The 18,364-nt window shown below is 65.2% G+C and carries 10 protein-coding genes and 2 tRNA genes; 9 read left to right on the forward strand and 3 right to left on the reverse strand.

Going from position 1 to position 18,364, the window contains the following annotated elements; genetic code table 11:
- Positions 1–13: 13 nt before the first annotated feature.
- Positions 14–2,596 (reverse strand): PSD1 and planctomycete cytochrome C domain-containing protein, encoded by a 2,583-nt coding sequence (locus tag SH602x_RS05135; protein WP_479475770.1) that lies wholly within the window; start codon positions 2,594–2,596, stop codon positions 14–16.
- Positions 2,597–2,677: 81 nt separating this feature from the next.
- On the opposite strand from SH602x_RS05135, the gene SH602x_RS05140 reads away from it, so the two are divergent.
- The 8 genes from SH602x_RS05140 to SH602x_RS05175 all read left to right on the forward strand — a co-directional run bounded on the left by SH602x_RS05140 (position 2,678) and on the right by SH602x_RS05175 (position 13,667).
- Positions 2,678–4,132 (forward strand): DUF1501 domain-containing protein, encoded by a 1,455-nt coding sequence (locus SH602x_RS05140; protein WP_479475771.1) that lies wholly within the window; start codon positions 2,678–2,680, stop codon positions 4,130–4,132.
- Positions 4,133–4,426: 294 nt separating this feature from the next.
- Positions 4,427–4,497: transfer RNA gene (locus SH602x_RS05145), tRNA-Trp, on the forward strand.
- A gap of 20 nt (positions 4,498–4,517) precedes the next feature.
- Positions 4,518–4,599: transfer RNA gene (locus SH602x_RS05150), tRNA-Tyr, on the forward strand.
- 753 nt (positions 4,600–5,352) lie between these two features.
- Positions 5,353–7,011, forward strand: coding sequence for a TROVE domain-containing protein (locus SH602x_RS05155; RefSeq protein WP_479475772.1), 1,659 nt, complete (start codon positions 5,353–5,355; stop codon positions 7,009–7,011).
- Positions 7,012–7,413: 402 nt separating this feature from the next.
- Positions 7,414–7,920, forward strand: coding sequence for a hypothetical protein (locus SH602x_RS05160; RefSeq protein WP_479475773.1), 507 nt, complete (start codon positions 7,414–7,416; stop codon positions 7,918–7,920).
- A 363-nt stretch (positions 7,921–8,283) separates the two neighbouring features.
- Positions 8,284–9,048 (forward strand): ImuA family protein, encoded by a 765-nt coding sequence (locus SH602x_RS05165; protein ID WP_479475774.1) that lies wholly within the window; start codon positions 8,284–8,286, stop codon positions 9,046–9,048.
- Positions 8,957–10,495, forward strand: coding sequence for a Y-family DNA polymerase (locus SH602x_RS05170; RefSeq protein WP_479475775.1), 1,539 nt, complete (start codon positions 8,957–8,959; stop codon positions 10,493–10,495). Before SH602x_RS05165 ends, SH602x_RS05170 begins: the two co-directional genes overlap by 92 nt.
- On the forward strand, positions 10,479–13,667 hold the full coding sequence (locus SH602x_RS05175; RefSeq protein WP_479475776.1) for an error-prone DNA polymerase: 3,189 nt from the start codon (positions 10,479–10,481) through the stop codon (positions 13,665–13,667). The genes SH602x_RS05170 and SH602x_RS05175 overlap by 17 nt, the downstream gene beginning before the upstream one ends.
- Positions 13,668–13,767: 100 nt before the next feature.
- Here the strand turns inward: SH602x_RS05175 and SH602x_RS05180 are convergent, their stop codons facing one another.
- Together SH602x_RS05180 and SH602x_RS05185 are read right to left on the reverse strand one after the other, a co-directional pair.
- Positions 13,768–14,757, reverse strand: a complete 990-nt coding sequence (locus tag SH602x_RS05180) for a threonine ammonia-lyase (RefSeq protein WP_479475777.1) — start codon at positions 14,755–14,757, stop codon at positions 13,768–13,770.
- 1 nt (position 14,758) lies between these two features.
- Positions 14,759–15,709, reverse strand: coding sequence for an amidohydrolase family protein (locus SH602x_RS05185; protein ID WP_479475778.1), 951 nt, complete (start codon positions 15,707–15,709; stop codon positions 14,759–14,761).
- Positions 15,710–16,002: 293 nt separating this feature from the next.
- On the opposite strand from SH602x_RS05185, the gene SH602x_RS05190 reads away from it, so the two are divergent.
- Positions 16,003–18,330: a PSD1 and planctomycete cytochrome C domain-containing protein gene (locus tag SH602x_RS05190; RefSeq protein WP_479475779.1), complete on the forward strand. Its 2,328-nt coding sequence runs from the start codon at positions 16,003–16,005 to the stop codon at positions 18,328–18,330.
- The last annotated feature ends 34 nt before the right edge of the window (positions 18,331–18,364 follow it).

Consider the following 18,364-nt stretch of genomic DNA (forward strand, 5'->3'; position numbering starts at 1 on the left):
GCGACCTGGCCGCCTACTCCAAGTAGGCGAACTCGTTCAGGTTCAGCATCGCGCGGCAGAACGCCGTCAGATCGTGACGCTCGACGAAGGCCGTCGACAGGGCCAGTTCTTCGTCCGACGGAGGGCGTTGCAGCCCCAGGCGAAAGGCCGCGCGGACTTGATCCTCCGCCGAAGCGCCGGCGTCGCGTTGGACGCGTTCGGCGAAGGCCCTCGCCGCCTTCAACGCCAGCGGAGAATTAAGCAGCGCGAACGCCTGCGGCGCGACCGTGGAGACGTTGCGCTGCGCACACGAGGCAGCGTTCTCCGGCAGGTCGAACGTCTCCAGGAACGGAATCCGCACCGTCCGCTTCTGAACCAGAAACAGGCTGCGGCAGTTCTGTTCGTTGTCTGGCGACGGGTACCACCCCTTCGTCTTTTCGGCGTTGTCGTCGAGAAACGCCGGGTTGGCTTGCAGAACTTCGCTGGGCAGCTCGGGCCAGACCGGCGCTCCCTCGGTCTTGCCGTTCAGCAGGCCCGACGCGGCCAACAGGGAATCGCGAAGCTGCTCCGCCGTCAGTCGTCGCATCGCCTGCCGCGCGAGAAGTTCGTTATCGGGGTCCCGGCCCTTCGCATCGGGCGACGCTGCGGAAGACTGCCGATAGGCGGCGCTGGTCACGATCAGGTAGTGCAGGCGCTTGATCGACCCGCCGTTCGCGACGAACTCCGTCGCCAGCCAGTCGAGCAGTTCCGGATGCGTCGGCCGCGCGCCGGCCAGGCCGAAATCGTTCGGCGTCGCGACGAGCCCCCTTCCGAAATGCTGCTGCCAAACGCGATTGACCAACACCCGCGCGGTCAGCGGGTTGTTCGGCGACGCGATCCACTTCGCCAGCGTGAGCCTCCGTCCGTGCGTCTCTCCCGCGGACGATACGATCGCGGCGGCGTTCGGATCGAGGATCGACACGAAGCCAGGCGCGACCTCCTCCCGTGGCGACTTGTGATCCCCCTGGTAGAGAATGTGCGTCGCCCGCGGCGCGTCCCGCTGATCGGTCGCGAGCAGCGCGAAGTCGAAGGATCGCCTCTGCTTCCTGAGCGAATCGATCTCGCCGGAAAGTCTTGCTTCGTCTTGTGTCTCTCGTTCCGTCCTGGCGGCGTTTCGTTCGTCGTCGCTGGGAGCGACTTGCTTCGCGAGTTCAGCGCGTCGCGACTTCTGTTCCTCCGAGAGGGAATCGTCGGGCTGATCGAGGAGCGCCCGATCCTCCGGCGAAAGGAGCTCCCGCTTCTTGGCGGTCGCCCGCTCGAGGACGCTCTCCTGCAGCGCCTTCCGCTCGCTCTCCAAGGCTTCGATCCGCCGATCGAGATTGTCATTGTGCGAACGGATGGCGGCCTGCTCCGCCGCCAGATTCGTCGGAAGGTCGTCGGCGTATTTCAGCGGCTCGAAGAAGGCCCGCAGTCGAAAGTGATCCGCCTGCGAGAGCGGATCGAACTTATGGTCGTGGCACCGGCAGCACGACATCGTCAGGCCCAGAAAGGCGCTGGCGGTCGTCTCCGTCAGATCCGACATCCATTCGTGATGCGCCCGGCTCTCTTCGTTGAACAGGCTCGCCGAGTTGTCCTGCGGCCCGATCCGCAGATACCCGGTCGCCAGCAGCGCGTCGCGCCCCGCCTCGTTCGCAGGCGGGCCGGACAGCAGTTCGTCGCCGGCGAGTTGTTCCGTCACGAAACGATCGAACGGTTTGTCGTCGTCGAACGATCGCACGACGTAATCGCGGAAGAGCCATGCCCGGGGGCGATACTCGTCCCAGTCGAAGCCGTTGCTGTCGCTGTATCGCACGACGTCGAGCCACCATCGCGCCTGGTGCTCGCCGTACCGAGGCGAGGCGAGCAATCGCTCGACCAGCCGTTCGTACGCGTCCTCTCGCGGATCGGACACGAACGCCTCGACGTCACCCGCCGAGGGAGGCAGTCCGATCAGGTCGTACGTCACGCGCCGGATCAACGCCCGGCGGTCAGCCTCCTCGCTCGGAAACAGGCCCTCGGCTTCCAACCGGGAGGCGACGAAGCGATCGACGTCGTTCCTGACCCAGGCGGCATTTCGCGGAGTCGGTGTCGCAGGACGCACGATCGGTCGCAGGGACCAGAGGTCGAGTCGCTCGCCCCGGAAAATTCGCACGATCGGGTTACGATCGTCCTCCCACGCGTTGCCGATGCGCTCGCCCGATACGACGGAGGGGGCCGGAACGTCGATCGCGGGCCAGGCAGCGCCCTCGGCGATCCAGGCTTCGAGCGCGGCGATTTCGCGATCCGACAGCTTCTCCTTGGGCGGCATCGCCAGTTCGTCGGTCGCGTGACGAACCGCCTGAATCAGCAGGCTCTCGACCGCGTTCCCGGGAACGATCGCCGCGCCCTGAGCGCCCCCCCGCACCGCGGCGTCGCGCGAATCGAGCCGCAGATCGCCCTCCTGCTGTTCCGGTCCGTGGCAGCCGACGCAGCGTTGCAGGAGCAGCGGCCAGACCGCGTCGCGAAATCGGCGATCGTGCGATTCATAGCCGCGAGCCGGCGCCGTCAGACAGAGCGCCAGGATCGCGGCGAGAGCGAGTTGCAGCAGCGCTCGGTCCATAGCCGACAGGGGGAGAGCAGAGCGTCAGAAGCGTTTCGCTTGCCGGTCGCGGAAGCCGCTCGTTACTATAACGCAATGCCGATGCCTGCCCCTCCTAATCTTTCGCGCCGCGGGTTTCTCTACGGAGCCGGCGCCGGATTCGGCGCTCTCGCCCTGGCGGCGATGGAAGCGCAGAGCCGCGGCGCCGAGAAGCGAGTCGCCGTCGACCCGTTGCGGCCCATGCAGGCCCGAGCGCCGCACTTCCCCGCGCAGGCGAAGTCGGTCATCTTCCTGTTCATGGTGGGCGGACCGTCGCCCGTCGATTCGTTCGACTATAAGCCGGAGCTGCAGAAGCTGGTCGGCCAGCCGGTTCCCGAAAGTTTGCGCAAGGCGGTCGAGGCTTCGCGGCACGCGAACGTTTTTCACGGCTGCAAGGACGAACTGCTCGCCAGTCCGTTCAAGTTCTCGCAGCATGGCCAGTCCGGGATGCACGTCAGCGAGCTCTGGCCGCGGGTGGCCGAGCATGTCGACGATCTCTGCTTCATTCACTCGTTGCAGGCCGAGTCGAACAATCACGCCCCGGCCAGCTACCAGCTTCACACCGGCGACGTCCGCGCCGGCAAGGCGAGCCTGGGCTCCTGGATCACCTACGGTCTGGGAAGCGAAAGCGAAGATCTGCCCGGCTACGTTGCGCTCTTCGACGCGGGACCTCTGGGCGGATCGGCGAACTATTCGAACGGCTTTCTCCCGACCGTCTTTCAACCGACACGACTACGGGATCAGGGGACGCCGGTTCTCGACCTGACGCCGCCGCCGGAGTTCGAGGCCGGTCAACGGGCGACGCTCGACCTGCTTCGCGATCTGAATCTGGCCCATCGGGAACGTCATCCGGGCCACGACGACCTGGACGCGCGCATCGCCGCGTACGAGCTCTCTTATCGCATGCAGGCGGCAGCCCTCGACGTCGGCGATCTGAATCGCGAGACGGCCGAAACCCGATCGTCATATGGCGTCGACGATGCCGACGAGCAGCTTGCGGGGTTCGGGCGGAAGTGCCTGCTCGCGCGGCGGCTCGTGGAACAGGGCGTTCGCTTCGTGCAGCTTTACGACATGGCGGAGAAGAACGGCTGGGACGCACACGACGACCTGAAGTCCAATCACGTGCCGCGCGCACGATGCACGGATGGACCGATCGCCGCGCTGCTCAGCGATCTGAAGCAGCGGGGCATGCTGGACTCGACGCTGGTCGTGTGGGCCAGCGAATTCGGACGAACGCCCATGCTGCAAGGGGCGAGCGGACGTCAGCATAACGCCGCCGGCTTCACGGTCTGGCTCGCAGGCGGCGGAGTCCGGCCGCAGCGGATCGGCGCAACCGACGAGATCGGCCTGATGGCGGTCGAACGTCCCCTTCCCTTTCGCGACCTGCACGCGACGATCCTGGCCGCGCTGGGCCTGGATCATGAAGCGCTGTCGTTCGAGGTCAGCGGACGCCCGGAGCGCCTCACCGGCGTCGCGGGGAGCGCGAAGCCGATCTCCGGCATTCTGGCCGACGCCTGATCCTGCGTCGCTTCGGTCGCGAATTCATCGAAGAATTCTGGCGACGTGCGCGAACGTGCGGCGTTACTTCACGTCCCTTTCTCAGCGACGTTTCTTCCGCACGCGAACCTCGACGACGAACCGGCGACCGATGCTTCTGACGACCTATACCGGGCGAAGCGAATCCTGGCGGCGATCGCTGCTGGATCGCTTCGTGACGCAGAGGATTCGCTGGTGACGCGGTCGTAGAACCGCAAGCGCCACCGAGGCCCGGCGTCCGTCAGATGCCGGGCCTTTTTCGTATCGCGAACTCACGCGTCTCTGGTGTAACGGAAGCATGACCGGTTCCAACCCGGTCGGTCAGGGTTCGAATCCTTGGGGACGTGCTGCAAACAACTTTCCTATCGCGTCGGCTGGGCATGGGCGAGCCTCGCTGCCTGTAAAGCAGTCGCCTTCGGGCTATGCAGGTTCGAATCCTGCCCGACGCACTTCGGCGGATCGCATCTGCGACGCCTTCGACGCAGGACCGACTGCCCGAACGGAGTACATGGAAGCGGATGTTGCGGGTTCGAGTCCCGCCGTGCGCGCCGCCCCTCGGGGAGCGCGGCGTAGCTCAAGGATTAGCAGTCCGTTGATTTTCTCAACGGACTGCGCTCGCCGCATGGATGCGGCGCCAAGACAGCGGTTTCGCCGCTGTTTTGCGAGGCGTGAGAAACTTGTTTCGAACTTGCCGAGCGTGATTTTCGCCACGACGGCGAAAATCAACGGGCTGTTAGAGCGCCGTTCCTCCAGTCGAACCACTTCGTCGGTCCTCTTTCGACTCGCGGCAGCCGCCGCCATTTCATCGTTCACCCGGGAGGAAATCATCGCCTCACGAAGGACTGCCAGATCGGAGTACATGCCACTCACGCCGGAGGTTGCGGGTTCGAGTCCCGCCGGCAAGGCCGTTCGCGACCTTGTCGTAGCTTAGCGGACAGAGCGCCGATTCTCTGATCGAACGTCTTCGTCGGTCCCCTTTACGTGCTCGACTGCTGGAGCGGAGTCCATCGGTACCAGCGGGTTCGAATCCCGCCCCGCTGCTCGCGTCCGCGCGGGAGGCGGGAAGCTCTGCCCCGAACTTCGTCGAGCCTTTCTTCGAGTGCGCATCGACTGCGCGTATGCCTTTCGATCCGACTGCCTGCACGGAGTACATCTTTCCCACGATCCGCTCTGTGCGTCTTTCCCTCGTCGGATCGTTTTTGATGTTGGAGGTCATGATGGCCAATAAGAACCTGTTTGCGAACGCCCTTTCGTTTCTGCCCCGTGCGAACGCGGTCAACGAGGCGGGCGGCGCGGCGTACTCGCTCGATGCGAAGCACGCGCTGGCCCAACTCGCCGCGACCGGCTGCTTCAACGGCGTCTACTACGCGAACGCGGAGAGCCAGCTCGAAAGCGTGCGAACGCTGCTCGCGCAGGTCGACGACGACCTCTTCCAGGCGAAGCTGGCGATCTATGCTCGCGAGCGGGCCGGCATGAAGGACATGCCCGCGGCGCTGCTGGTCTCGCTGTCGAAGCGGAATCCGACGCTCGCGCGGAAGATCTTCCCGCGAGTGGTCGACAACGGTCGCGTCCTCCGGACGGCGTTCCAGATGATTCGGTCGGGCCAGTTCGGTCGGAAGAGTCTTTCGTACAGCCTGCAACGGGCGTTCCAAAAGTGGCTGAACGAAGCCTCCGTCGGAGCGATGCTGTCGGCGTCGATCGGTTCGGATCCGAGCCTGCGCGACATCCTTCGGCTGGCTCGTCCGACGCCCAAGGACGACGCTCGCCGGGCTCTGTTCGGCTGGCTGACCGGTAAGGAGGTCGAGAAGTGGGCGCCGGCGACCGAGGCCGATCTGCCCCAGGAGGTCCGTGCACTAATCGCTTACCGCCAGGCGGAAAGCGAGGAGGCGCAGGCCGCCTTCGCGGAGAACCTTTCAGCCCGGTGGGACCTGCTCGCGGACGCCGCGAAGGGCCCGCTCGTCTGGAAGGCGATCGCGAAGCGGATGGGTCCGCAGGCGCTCAGGATGAACCTCAACACGCTCGCGCGTCACGGCGTCTTCGGACGGCCGGGCGACGAAACCGAGACGGTCACCTACGTGGCGAATCGGATCGGCGACGCGGAGGAGATCCGCCGTTCGCGGCAGTTCCCGTACCAGTACCTGGCGGCCTACCTGAACGCGTCGGACGACGTGCCGCAGAAGATCCGGACGGCCCTGCACAAGGCCGCCGAGATCGCTTGCGGCAACGTGCCGGCGCTCTCGGGACCAGTCGTCATCGGCCTCGACACGTCAGGCTCGATGGCGAGCGCCGTGACCGGGAACCGGGGTCGAGGCGCGACGAGCCGCATGCGGTGCGTCGACGTCGCGGCGCTGTTCGCGGCGGCGATCCTGCGTCGCAACCCGGAGAGCGTCGTGATCCCGTTCGACACCCAGGCCTACGTCGCGAAGTTCGACCCGTCGGACTCGATCCTGAGCCTGGCCGAGCGGCTGGCGAAGTACGGCGGCGGCGGAACCGACTGTTCGATTCCGCTTCGCGCAGCGAACGTGCGATACCGCGGACGGAAGTTCGCGGGATGCATCCTCGTGAGCGACAACGAGAGCTGGGTTTACGGAGGTCGGGCGTTCGCGCCGGGCGTGCAGGGTTCGACCGGAGTCATGTCGGAGTGGCAGGAGTTCGCGCAGAATCAGCGGCGGCTCGGAAACGCGAAGCCGAAGCTGGTCTGCATCGACCTTCAGCCCTACGCCACGACGCAGGCGCCCGAGCGCGACGATGTGCTGAACGTCGGCGGGTTCAGCGACGCGGTCTTCCCGATCGTCGCGTCGTTCCTCGGCGGAGACGCCGGACGGTTCGTCGCGGAGGTCGAAGCCATCGACCTGACGTAAGACCGACCTTGGGAAACGTACGACGCTCCGGACTCGAATCGAGTCCGGAGCGTTCTTGTTTTACGAGCGAATCGCGCAGGCGTCGATCGATGCGACGGCGCTCGGGTCTGCGTACGAGCGCGACCGCCCCTCCGCGGTGTAGCGAGCGCGACTCCAGGCGACTTTGCAGGTCGGGAAAGCACGCGAGACTGCGGCGGAGAGACTGGCGTCGGACAAGGGCTTTGTTACGGTACAGGAGCCTGTCCGAATTCGTCGGTCGCGTGCGTCTTCTGACTGTTCAGCAAGCGCCCGCTGACGTCCTCGGGCACGCAGGTTCCCCTTCGATTTCGCGTGACGCGGATAGGCCGGATCGATCATCGGCAGGGCCGACGCATCCCGCAGTCCTGTTCGAGGATGAGGCATATGTTCCGCAAGGCGTTCTTCGCGTTCGCGTTCGCGACGCTGGTCACGGCCTTCTGTGCGGCTGGGTCCGTCGAGGCCAAGCAGAGCAAGGCGATCAAGCGCTTCAACCAGCTCGGCTACCAGGCGCTCAACTACAACTACTACGGCTACGTTTACGCCAATTACGCCCGGCAGATCGCGCTGGCGTACGGCTACGACGACGCGGAAACGGGCTATTACCTGTACTACGGCGAGCAGTACTCGCTGTACGCCTACGAGTACGGTTCGGCGGGCCTGCGGCGGAAGTTTTCCGACTACCTGAAGAACGCCGCCGACCTCTGCAACGCTTCGTGGCAGTACGAGTACAACATCTACAGCTACGTGACGAACTCGCTCTATCCGCAGTACCCCAACGTCGGGGTCGCGATCGAGCCGCTCTACTACGCCTACGCGTACAACTACTACGCAGAGATTTACTACGACGCCGCGGTCAAGGCGGTGAAGCCGAAGAAGAAAAAGCGGCGTTGATCGCGACGGCAGGATACTGCTGAGTTGCGCTGCGAGTTCCGAAGGCCTTCTTTCCCGTTCCTGGGAAGGATGGCCTTTTTTCGTGCGCGGCGGGAAGCGTTCCGCAGCCGCGCGACGGGGCGCGCCTCTGCTCGGTCGCTCGCCGCTTCGGTTTTTCTTTCGCTCCTCCGAAATCGCTCGCTCGCGAGGACCTTCCCTGTCACGAGCCTCGCTACGCTCTCGGACAGTTGGCGCGATACGACGGGACGCTTTCGCTCAGCGACTTCCCTCATTCAGGAGCATTAAGCGACTGAAGCGCTAGCTTGACAGCAGACAGTGAACTAAAGTTCAGTCAGGGACGCTGAGCGGTCGATAGAGCCTGTCATGCCAAGCCAACGCTCGTCATCCGCTGCGGAACGCCTGCCGGCGCTTCGAGAGGCCCTGCTCTCGCGGTCGGAAAGGGGCGCGTTCTCGGCGGCGACCGTTTCCTGCGGATCCGAACTCGACCGGGCGTGGCCGGAGGGGGGCCTCCGGCGGGGGTCGCTCGTCGAATGGCTGGGAGAGACCGAGGGATGCGGCTGGGGAACGTTCGCGTTCGCGGCAGCCTGTCAGGCGACCGCCGAGGGGGGAGCGCTGGCGATCGTCGATCGCGAGGGAACGTTCTTTCCGCCCGCCGCGGCGGCGCTGGGAATCGACCTGACGGAGATCGTCGTCGTGCGGCCCGCCGACGATCGCGAGGCGCTTTGGGCCTTCGATCAGGCGCTTCGGTGTCCTGCCGTGTCGGTCGTATGGGGTCGAGTGGAAACGCTGCCGGGTCGGTCGTACCGCCGGCTGCAACTCTCCGCCGAGGAGGGCGGAACGATCGGATTCCTGCTGCGATCGACGCGGACGCTCTCGCAACCGTCGTGGTGCGACTTCGCCGTGGCCGTGCGCGGTCTCCCTACCGGCGGAGACCTGCGTTACCGCCTGGAGATCGTGCGCAGCCGGGACGGCATCACCGGTCGTTCGGCGGATTTCGAGATCGACGACGACGGAAGGATTCGAACGAGCGATTCCCATGACGAGAACGCTTTGCATCTGGTTTCCGCGGTGGACGATCCAGCGTCGCCTCGTCGCGGCGAACGCGCAGGCGATGAAAAATCGGCCTGACGCAGGCTCCTGCCTGCTCGTCTTCGTCGACAAGGGAAAGCGCGGACGCTTCGTCGAGCACTGCTGCGTACGCGCTTCGCAGGCGGGCGTGAAAGCAGGGATGCCGATCGCCGAAGCGGCTTCCCTGCTCGACCGCCCTCCGACGCTTCAGCCAGCGGATGAACAGGGCGACCTGCTCGCTCTCAGGGAACTGGTCGAGCGGTTCGAACGCTTCTCGCCGAAGATCAGCGTCGAGAACGACGGAATCGCCGAGAGCCTCTTTCTGGAGATCGACGGCGTCGTGCGGATCTTCGGCAGCGAGGAGCGGCTCGCGCAGGAGGTGATGGGCGCCGCAAAGGAACTCGGCTATCGCGTCTGGATCGCGGTCGCCGATTGCGTCGGCGCATCTTGGGCGGCGTCGCGATACCTCGCGCAGGAGAACGAGCCGGCGCTGGTCCGGCCGGGCGAGCGCGAGCCGCTGCTCGCGCTGCCGGTCGAAGCGCTGCGCCTGGCGGAGAAGACGGCGCTCGCCTTCCGCAAGCTCGGCGTCGACACGATCCGCCAGGCTGCGGCGATTCCTCGCGACGCAATCAAAGCCCGCTTCGGAGAGGAGATTCTGACGCGGCTCGATCAGCTTCTCGATCGCCGGCCCGAGCCGACGCAGGAAGTCGCCTCCGCGTCCGAGTTCTGCGCGAAGTGGTCGTCGGAGTATCCGATCCGCCAGGGGCAGGAGCTTTCCGCGGCTGTCGCGGCGCTGCTCGATCGTCTGGCCGGCGAACTTCGCGAGCGAGACTTGGGCGTGGTGGAACTTCGCTGCACGTTCGTCGAAGAGGGGGGCGCATCATGCGAGCGGGGCTTGCGGCTCTGCGAGCCGGTCGCTTCGCCTCGCGATCTGGCACGGTTGCTCGCTCTGGAACTGGAACGTTCGCCCGTCCGCGGAGCGATCGGCGAGATCCGCCTGGAAGCGACCGAGACGGCGAAGTTTCTGCCGCGGCAGCGCGATCTCTTCGCCAGCGGTTCGCAGCGTGATCCCACGAAGCTGGGCGAACTGCTCGATCGGCTCGGCAGTCGTCTGGGGCGGGAGAACGTGGTGCGGCCCGTTCTGGTCGACGACCCCGTTCCGGAGCGGTCGTTCCTGCTCGTGCCGGTCTCGGCGAAGAAGCCCCGCAGGCGCAAGCCCCCTGCCCTGCTCTCGCCCCGTCAGCGACCGATCCGGCTGCTCGTCGAGCCGAAGCCCATCCGCGTGATCGGGACCGTTCCCGACGGTTCGCCGCACGTCTTCGGCGTTTCGGCGAAGCGTCATGAGGTTCTCGCTGCCGAGGGTCCTGAGCGGATCGAGGCGGCATGGTGGCGGGGGCAGACGATCCGGCGGGATTACTGGCGCGTCGAGACGACGACCGGCGCCCGGTTCTGGGTCTTCCGACGTCTTCAGGATGGAGCGTGGTTTCTGCATGGCTACTTCGCCTGACCACCCGTCGATCGGTTCGCGTTCCGCTCACGAGTGGACCGAGCTTCATTGCCGGTCGAACTTCTCCTTTCTGGAAGGCGCTTCGCACCCGGAAGAACTGATCGAGCGAGCCCAGGCGCTCGGCTACGGCGCGCTTGCGCTCACCGATCGGGCGACGATCGCGGGAATGGTGCGGGCGCATGTGGAAGCGAAGAAGCGCGACTTCAAGCTGATCGTCGGCGCCGAGATTCAGCCGGTCGACGCTCCGCCGCTCGTCCTGTGGGCGCCCGATCGCGCCGCGTACGGACGCCTCTGTCGGCTGCTGACCGTGGGCCGGACGAACGCCCCCAAAGGCGAGTGCCGGCTCACGTTCGACGACGTCGCGAAGTTCGCCGACGGACTCCTCGCCGGGGCGCTCCTTCCGGAACAGAGTTCGCCTCAGCGGTCCGCGGCGAAAGTGCGACCCTCTTCTTCGCCTGCTGCTCTGAGCGTCGTGTCGTCCGAGGAGGAAGCGGCGCTCTTGCGCTATCGCGAACTCTTCGGCGAACGGCTCGGCTTGCTCGTCGAACTGCATCATGGCGTCGATGACGCGGTCAAACTCGAACGCCTGAAGATCCTTTCGCGCAGAACGGGCGTCGCGCCGCTCGCGTCGCAGGGAGCGCTTTACCACGTTCGCGCTCGCAAGGTTCTGCAGGACGTGCTGACCGCCGTGCGGCAGAAGACGACCGTCGCCGAAGCGGGCGCGGCGCTGGACCCCAACGCCGAACGCCATCTGCACGAGATCGACGAGTTGGTGCGCCGATTCGCCGACTGGCCCCAGGCGATCGACAACGCCCGGCAGTTCGCCGATCGCTGCAACTTCTCGCTGGGCGAGCTGCGATACGAGTATCCGGAGGAACTCGCTCCTCCCGGCCAGTCGCCGCTGGAGTATCTCAAGCGTCTGACGTGGGAGGGGGCGAAGCGTCGCTTTCCGAAGGGCGTGCCGGAGGGGATCGTCGAAAAATTGAAGGTCGAATTCGAACTGATCGAGAAGCTGAACTACGAGGCTTACTTTCTCACCGTGCATGACCTCGTGCGATTCGCCCGATCGAAGGAGATCCTCTGCCAAGGGAGAGGCTCGGCGGCGAACTCGGTCGTCTGTTACTGCCTCGGCGTGACATCGGTCGACCCGCGGCAGATCGACGTTCTCTTCTCCCGGTTCATCAGCGAGACCCGCAACGAAGCGCCCGACATCGACATCGATTTCGAGCACGAACGCCGCGAGGAGGTGATTCAGTACGTCTACGCCAAGTACGGTCGCCAGCGGGCGGGCATGACCGCCGTGACGACGACCTACCGTTCGCGATCGGCCATTCGCGACGTCGGCAAGGCGCTGGGACTTTCGCTCGATCTGGTCGACGCCATCGCCAAGAACGCCGACGGCTTTCACGATGCGGGAGACCTTTCGAGCCGGACCCGGGAAGCGGGCCTCGATCCCCAGAGCGAGATCGGATGCCGCTTCGTTTACTGCGTCGAGGATCTGGTCGGATTTCCCAGGCATCTGTCGCAGCACACGGGCGGCATGGTCGTCAGTCGCGGACGGCTGGACGAACTCTGCCCGATCCAGAACGCGGCGATGGAGAACCGCACGATCGTCGAATGGAACAAGGACGACCTCGACGCGATCGGCCTGCTGAAGGTCGACTGCCTCGCGCTCGGCATGCTCACGGCGATCCGCAAGGGCTTCGACCTGGTGAAGCAGACGACGGGAAAGGCCTACACGCTGGCGAACGTTCCCGAAGGGGATACGGCGACCTATGAAATGATCTGCAAGGCCGACACGATGGGCGTCTTTCAGATCGAAAGCCGGGCCCAGATGTCGATGCTGCCGCGGCTCAAGCCCAAGGAGTTCTACGATCTCGTAATCGAGGTGGCGATCGTGCGACCGGGTCCCATTCAGGGGGAGATGGTTCATCCCTACCTGCGTCGTCGCGAGGGACTCGAAGCGGCGACCTATCCCAACGCAGCCATCGAACGGGTTCTGAAGAAGACGCTCGGCGTACCGCTGTTTCAGGAACAGTGCATGCGGCTGGTCAACGTCGCCGCAGGTTTCAGCGAGGCGAAGACCGACGAATTTCGGCGAGCCATGGCGGCCTGGAAACGCTCGGGCGCCATCGAAGTCTTCCGCTCCGAACTCATCGACGGCATGCTGGCCAACGGCTACGACCAGGACTATGCCGAGCGCCTGTTCAATCAGATTCGCGGCTTCGGCGAGTACGGCTTTCCCGAGAGTCACGCCGCCAGCTTCGCGCTGCTGGTCTACGTCTCCTGCTATATCAAATGTCACTATCCAGCGCACTTCACCTGTGCGTTGCTCAACAGTCAGCCGATGGGCTTCTACGCTCCCGCGCAGCTCGTGCGAGACCTGCGCAGCCACGGCTTCGAAGTCCTTCCGGCGGACGTGAATCAAAGCGGATGGGACTGTCGCATCGAGGGGGACGCTCTCCGGCTCGGCCTGCGGATGGTCCGCGGCCTGTCGCAGTCGACGGGCGAATCGATCGAGGAGGCCCGGCGGTCGGGGCCCTTCCTCTCGCGGGATGACTTCCGCCGTCGGACCCGCCTGCCCCGCGTACAACTGGTGAAGCTCGCCGAGGCGGACGTCTTCGGGTCGCTGGGAGAGGATCGCAGGCGGTCGCTCTGGAACTCGCTGGCCGAGACGGCGAAGACCGACGGCCCGAGCCTGTTCGACCTATCGGCGACCGACGACGAAGCCTGCTTCGCGCTGCCGGAGACTCCGCTGGAACGCGAGGTTCAGGAGGACTATCGCAGCACGTCGCTTTCGCTGCGTTCCCATCCGATGGCCTTCCATCGCGAGGCCCTGTCGCAGCTCGGCGTGTTGCCGAACGCCGAACTACTGAACGTGCCGCATGGTAAGCATGCGAAAATCGCGGGCCTGGTCTTGGTCAAGCAGCGCCCCGGAACCGCGAAAGGGGTCACCTTCGTCACGATCGAGGACGAAAGCGGCATCGCCAACCTGATCCTGCACGCCCGGACCTGGCAGGAGAATCAGCAGGTCGCCCGGAGGAGCGCCGCCTGGATCGTCCATGGCCGCGTCGAACGGCGCGACACGGTCGTCCACCTTGTCGTCAGTCGCCTCGACCGACTCGCCGGCGGTCTCGCTTCCCTCGGCGTGCAGTCCCGCAACTTTCATTAGTCTAGAACACGAGTTTTTGGCCCTGCGATTCGTCGACGTTTCGGCCCCCAAGCCATTCGGGTCGGAACGACGTTGCCCCCTCTGAAAGCGCGGCCAAGGCTCAAGCTTTCGGCGCGGCGTTCCACCGGGCGAGATCAGCGAGCGAAACGTTGCCGCCGCACATCAAAAGCACGATCTGATCGCCGGGCGAGATTTCCTCGCGCTGGCGGCGCGCGGCGGCGAGACAGCAGGCCGCCGCGGGTTCGACGAGCGTCTTGGTCCGTTCCAACAGGAACGTAAGCGCTTCGAGGGTCTCGTCGTCCTCGACGACGATCAGTTCATCGACGAGCCGTTGGACGTGCTCCAGCGTCATCGCGCTTGCCTTCGGCGCTCCCAGGGTCCGGGCGATCGAGGTGATCTGACTCAGCTCGACCAACTCGTTCGCCGCCACGCTCAGGGCCATCACGTCGGCTCCGCGAGTTTCGACGCCGATCACCTTGACGTTCGGATTCTGATCCTTCACGGCGGCTGCGAGTCCGGCGATCAGTCCGCCGCCGCCGATGCTGACGTAGATTCGCGTCGTCGTCGGCAGGTCATGGAGGATTTCGAGTCCAAGCGTCCCCTGCCCTTCCGCGACGAGCAGATCGTCGAACGGATGGACGAGCACGTGCCCCTCTCTATGCAACTCGTGCGCGAAAGCGAACGCTTCGCGAATGTCGTCGGCGAAGCGAATCTCGGCGCCGTAGGATCGAGTTGCTTCTACGTAGTTTCGCGGCGTGCTCGACGGCATGCAGATGATCGCCCGCGCGGCAAGCTCGCGAGCGGCGTAAGCGAGCCCCTGCGCGTGGTTGCCGCCGCTGACGCCGACGACTCCGCGGGCAAGCTCTTCGGGCGTCAGCGACAGCAGCTTGTTGAAGGCGCCGCGGGGCTTGAACGACCCGGTTTTCTGCAGGCATTCCAGCTTCAGATGGACCTCGGCGCCGAACTCTCGCGACAGCGTTTCCGACCGTACGAGCGGCGTCCAATGCAGGTACGGACGAAGTCGACGCTGCGCTTCGCGAATACGTTCGACGTCGATGCGAGGCGGCGCGGCGGGATGAATCGAAGTCATATCAGTTGAAGAAGACCTTCTCCGCCGTGCCGCGCAGCATCTGCCGTCGGTCACCGTCGGACAGGAAGTCGAGTCGATCCCGAATCAGGGCGATCGACGCCTCGTAGGTATGGTCGCCCTCGACCTGGAACGGGCAATCGCTCGCCCACATCAGACGCTCCGGCCCGAAGGCGTCGAGAACCCGTCGAATCATCGGAGCGAGATCGTCGTAGGGAGGTCGCTTCTTTCCGAGGGCATAGAAAGCCGACGTCTTGACGAAGACCTTCGGGAAACGGGCCAGCCGGCAGAGGGCGTCGAGAGCGTCCTGCTCGATCTCGCCGCTGACCCCGATGCGGGCGAAGTGGTCGACGACGACCGTCACGCCGCGATGCTTCTCGCACAGGGCGTCGACGTATTCGATCTCGCTCGGGTCGATCAGCGGACAGACGGCGAGGCCAGCCTGATCCGCCTTTCGCCACAGCCTGGCCATGCCGGCATCGTTCAGCCACTCCTTCGCGCCTCCGCGTGCGTGCAGACGAAAGCCGCGCGAACCCTGCTCCGCCAACTGCGTCATCCGCTTCTCGACGTCGCCTGCATGCCAGTCGACGATCGCCACGCCGGAGAAGACGCCCGGGCGGGAGGCGATGGCTTCGTTCATGAAGCGATGGTCGTACTCGTAGAAGCTCATCTGAATGAGCACGATCCGCTTCACGCCCGACGGACGGCAATGTCGGAACAGTTCCTCGACGGTGAACGAGGCCGGCTGCATATCCGACTTCTGAAAGCCCGCCGCGAGCGGATACGTTTTCGTATCGGGGCTCCAGACATGAACGTGGGCGTCGATCCAGCCGGCGTCGTCCGGTTCTTCCGCAGAAGCGAATCGAGGAACGGGAAGCGTCATGGCGACTGCGCCGGCGACAGCGCCGCCGACGACCTGCCGACGGGAGATCGTCATCCTCTTCGAGTCGATCATGGGTGCGACCTCTTCTGGGGCGGCGGACCGAAGGCAAGACATCATCATCGTCGATCCGGTCTGCTTGCAAAATCATACTCGGACGGCGGAGCGCATTCGCGACAGGCAGTCGAGGGGAAGCGCCGCCGGCTGATCGCTTCGACCAAGAATGTCGTTTACTCGAACGCGCAGGTTCGGCACAATTAGCGAATCGATTGACGGATCACGCTTGCTTGATGTCGCCCGTCGACCCGCCCGCCTCCTCCGCCGACCTGGCGCCCTTCTCGCCTTCCATCCCCGCCGAGCGTCTCGCGATGTCCGAACGCTTACTGATCGGCGCATGCCTCCTCGCCGCTGCGCTGGCGCCAGGCGCCTCCGTCGCGATCGCGGATCCCCTGTCGGCGGAGGATGCGACGTTCTTCGAGATCAAGATTCGGCCTGCTCTCGTCAAGCATTGCTACGCGTGCCATTCGGCCGAGGCGAAGGAACTGGGCGGCAAGCTGCGGCTCGACAGTCGCGAAGGTATCCGCTCCGGAGGCGAGTCAGGCCCGGCGGTTTCCCCAGGAGATCCCGATGCCAGCCTGATCGTTCAGGCCCTTCGGTACGACGGAACGGAGATGCCGCCCGAGGCGCCGCTATCGGAAGCGGAAATCAACGACTTCGTCGAGTGGATTCGTCGGGGCGCTCCCGATCCCCGGTCGGAGGAGGCTCCCTCTCTCACCCCGTCCTCTCCCGATTCCGAAACGTTTTGGTCGCTCCGTACGCCGATCGATCCGCCGGTTCCGGAAGTCGGGAACGTCGACTGGCCGCGGAATCCGATCGATCGATTCGTCCTCGCGGCGATGGAAGCCGCAGGAGCTTCGCCGACCGCGGACGCCCAGCCTCGGACGCTGATTCGCCGGCTTTACTTCGACCTGATCGGCTTGCCCCCGACGTTCGACGAGGTCGAAACGTTCGTCGCAGACTTCGAGCTTCGCGGGCACGAAGCGGTCGAGCGAGCGGTCGACTCGTTGTTGAGCAGTCCCCGCTTCGGCGAGCGCTGGGGGCGTCACTGGCTCGACGTCGCGCGCTACGGAGAGTCCAACGGCAACGACGGTTTGGGACGCAATCCGACGTTCCCGCATGCCTGGCGGTATCGCGACTACGTCATCCATGCGATTAACCAGGATCGGCCTTACGATCGGTTCCTGACCGAACAGATCGCGGGAGACCTGTTGCCGACCGAATCGGCTGAGGAAAGAGACCGCAATCTGATCGCGACGGCGTTCCTCGCGATGAGCGCCAAGCCGGCGAAGGCGATGAACGAGGAATTCGATCTGGACGTCGTGGCCGACCAGATCGACGTCATCGGGCGCGGCATCCTCGGGCTGAGCGTCGCCTGCGCCCGATGTCACGATCACAAGTTCGATCCGATTCCGACGCGCGACTATTACGCGATCGCCGGCATCCTCACGAGTTCGGAAACGCTCTGGGGGCTTTCAGGTCATGAGGGCCTGTCCGCTCCCTCGACGGACCTGCACGTTCTGCAGACCGAGGAAAAAGTTCCTCCTCCCGAGGGATTCGTCGAGACGGTCATCCTGCTCGAGTCGGACACGGGCTTGCCGAAAGCGATCCCGGCGCCGAAATGGGAGCCGGGTACGCCCCTGACGATGGGCATGCGCGATCGGGCCGAGCCGGCGGACTGCAAGGTCCGTATCAACGGGGAATCGGCGAAAGCGGGCGACGTGGTGCCCCGGGGCGTCCTGACGGCGCTGCAGGAAAGCGTCACCGAGCCGATCCAAATCCCTTCGGACGAGAGCGGACGAAGGCAACTGGCCGCCTGGATGACCCATTCGCAGAATCCGCTGACGGCGCGCGTAATGGCGAACCGGGTCTGGCTGCACCTCTTCGGCGAGGGCATCGTCAGGACGCCGGATGACTTCGGACTTTACGGCGACCCGCCGACGCATCCCGAATTGCTCGATCACCTCGCCGTACGCTTCATGCGAGAGGGCTGGTCGATCAAGCGTCTGATCCGGCAGATCGTGCTCAGCCGGGCGTACCAGCTTGCCAGCGAAGCGACCGACGAGCAATTGCAGCGAGATCCGCAGAACCGGCTGTTCGCCCGGCATAGCCGTCGACGCCTGGATGCGGAAGCTTTGCGGGACGGCATGCTGGCCGTCAGCGGGCGGCTCGATCTGCGGCAAGCGGACGGTTCCGTCATTCGCCATCGCGACATTCTCGTGAACCTGGCGGACAACCTGCACCAGCCGAGCGATCAGCGCAGCGTCTATCTCTGTTATCTGCGGAGTTCGCCGCCGCCCGAACTGGCCCCGTTCGATCTGCCAGACTTCGTCGCCAGCGTCGGACGACGCGACGTCAGCACGCTTCCCTCTCAGTCCCTTCACCTGTTCAACAGCCCGTTCGTCCTCGATCAGGCGAGCGCCCTTTCGCACCTCGTTCGCGCGAGCGACCAGGACGATCGGACGCGGGCGCAAACCGCATTCCGTCAGGTCCACGCACGCGAGGCGACCCCCGGCGAAATCGAGCGAGGCGTCGGCTTCGTCAATTCGCTGGTTGCCGAAGGCAGCGCCGAAGAGGACGCATGGTCGGCGCTCTGCCAGGCCCTGCTGATGTCCAACGAGTTCCGCTACGTGGATTGAAGACCAACGCCCCCCCGAACGTTCCGACTCAGAA

It is taken from the genome of Lignipirellula cremea, assembly GCF_056501455.1.

Bases quoted from the DNA above. Each gene is read 5' to 3' on its own strand.
- SH602x_RS05165 (WP_479475774.1), top strand. From the start codon at position 8,284: ATGCCAAGCCAACGCTCGTCATCCGCTGCGGAACGCCTGCCGGCGCTT.
- SH602x_RS05170 (WP_479475775.1), top strand. From the start codon at position 8,957: ATGACGAGAACGCTTTGCATCTGGTTTCCGCGGTGGACGATCCAGCGT.
- SH602x_RS05185 (WP_479475778.1), bottom strand. From the start codon at position 15,709: ATGATCGACTCGAAGAGGATGACGATCTCCCGTCGGCAGGTCGTCGGC.
- SH602x_RS05175 (WP_479475776.1), top strand. From the start codon at position 10,479: ATGGCTACTTCGCCTGACCACCCGTCGATCGGTTCGCGTTCCGCTCAC.
- SH602x_RS05180 (WP_479475777.1), bottom strand. From the start codon at position 14,757: ATGACTTCGATTCATCCCGCCGCGCCGCCTCGCATCGACGTCGAACGT.
- SH602x_RS05140 (WP_479475771.1), top strand. From the start codon at position 2,678: ATGCCTGCCCCTCCTAATCTTTCGCGCCGCGGGTTTCTCTACGGAGCC.
- SH602x_RS05155 (WP_479475772.1), top strand. From the start codon at position 5,353: ATGTTGGAGGTCATGATGGCCAATAAGAACCTGTTTGCGAACGCCCTT.
- SH602x_RS05190 (WP_479475779.1), top strand. From the start codon at position 16,003: ATGTCCGAACGCTTACTGATCGGCGCATGCCTCCTCGCCGCTGCGCTG.
- SH602x_RS05135 (WP_479475770.1), bottom strand. From the start codon at position 2,596: ATGGACCGAGCGCTGCTGCAACTCGCTCTCGCCGCGATCCTGGCGCTC.
- SH602x_RS05160 (WP_479475773.1), top strand. From the start codon at position 7,414: ATGTTCCGCAAGGCGTTCTTCGCGTTCGCGTTCGCGACGCTGGTCACG.